The sequence below is a fragment of the Microbacterium sp. bgisy189 genome (genome assembly GCF_965345345.1).
In the GTDB taxonomy this organism is placed as follows: domain Bacteria; phylum Actinomycetota; class Actinomycetes; order Actinomycetales; family Microbacteriaceae; genus Microbacterium.
This window is the reverse complement of record NZ_CBDRMZ010000024.1, coordinates 1-1,417: the sequence shown is the minus strand read 5'-3', so window position 1 is coordinate 1,417 and position 1,417 is coordinate 1. Positions and strand designations below refer to the sequence as shown.

The window sequence follows — 1,417 nt, the reverse complement described above, 5'->3', positions numbered from 1 at the left end:
CCTGGAGTCCCGCGGGGTGGTGGTCTTTCGGGCCCGCGGCGTCGTGACCGCGACGGGGTGAGCCATCGTGCGATGGTCAGTGAGAACGACCAAGAACTCACACAGAAAGACGACACCGCACGATGGCTCTTGACCAGTCTGCCCTCCTCGAGCTGCTCGGGGAACTGAAGCTCACCGGCACCACCGACCGCATCCGAGCCGCGACCGAGCGGCTCTACCAGGAGCTGATCGACGCGGAGACAGCCGCATTCATCGGCGCCGCCCCCTACGAGCGCACGAGCGAGCGCACGACTACCCGCAACGGTTCCCGGCCGCGGGTGCTGTCGACCACGGCTGGGGATCTGGAGTTGCGGATCCCGAAGTTGCGGCAGGGGTCGTTCTTCCCGTCGCTGCTGGAGCGGCGCCGCCGGGTCGACCAAGCCTTGTTCGCGGTCGTGATGGAGGCCTACCTCCACGGCGTCTCAACCCGGAAGGTCGATGACCTCGTCAAAGCGCTCGGCGCTGACACTGGCATCTCGAAGTCCGAGGTGTCCCGCATCTGCCAAGGGCTCGACGCCGAGGTCGCATCGTTCCGCGACCGCTCGCTGTCTGACATCGCCTACCCCTACGTGTTCCTCGACGCGACCTACTGCAAGGTCCGCATCGACCACCGTGTCGTGTCCCAGGCGGTCGTCGTCGCGATCGGCGTCGCCGCTGACGGGCGGCGGGTCGTGCTGGGCTTCGATGTCGGAGACAGCGAGACCGAGGAGTTCTGGAAGCAGTTCCTGCGCTCGTTGAAGACACGAGGTCTGGGCGGGGTGAAGCTGGTGATCTCCGACGCCCACGCCGGACTGAAGAAGGCCGCAGCGACCGTGTTGCAGGGCGCCGCCTGGCAGCGCTGCCGCGTCCACTTCATGCGCAACGTCCTGACCGCCCTCCCGAAGGGCCGGCAGGAGATGGTCGCCAGCGTGATCCGCACGATCTTCGCCCAACCCGACGCCGAGCACATCGATGCCCAGTTCGACGAAGTCGTGCGCATGATCGAGCGCGTCCACCCCAAGACCGCCGTGATGCTCACCGACGCCCGTGACGACATCCTCGCGTTCAAAGCGTTCCCCGCCCGGCATTGGCGACAGATCTGGTCCACGAACCCGCTGGAACGCCTCAATCGGGAGATCAAGCGCCGCACCGACGTCGTTGGCGTGTTCCCGAACAACGCCGCCCTGCTCCGCCTGGCCGGCTCCGTCCTCGTCGAGCAACACGACGAATGGGAAGCCGCCGACCGCCGCTACTTCTCCGAAGCCTCCATGACCGAGCTCACCGCGACCACCCCCACCATCGACGAGGCGGTGATACTCCCCGAGATCACCGCCGCCTAAACTAACGACAGCTGATCATCGCAACGAAGCGAAAGACCACCACTCAAACGGACGCGGCC

General features: G+C 66.4%; 1 protein-coding gene. It reads left to right on the top strand.

From position 1 onward, the window contains the following. Positions 1 to 122: 122 nt before the first annotated feature. A complete protein-coding gene (locus ACSF8R_RS14590; protein ID WP_046746337.1) occupies positions 123 to 1,358 on the top strand; it encodes an IS256 family transposase in 1,236 nt (411 codons plus the stop codon). Positions 1,359 to 1,417 lie beyond the last annotated feature (59 nt).

Coding starts and splice junctions, on each gene's coding strand:
- ACSF8R_RS14590 (WP_046746337.1), top strand. CDS start 123: ATGGCTCTTGACCAGTCTGCCCTCCTCGAGCTGCTCGGGGAACTGAAG.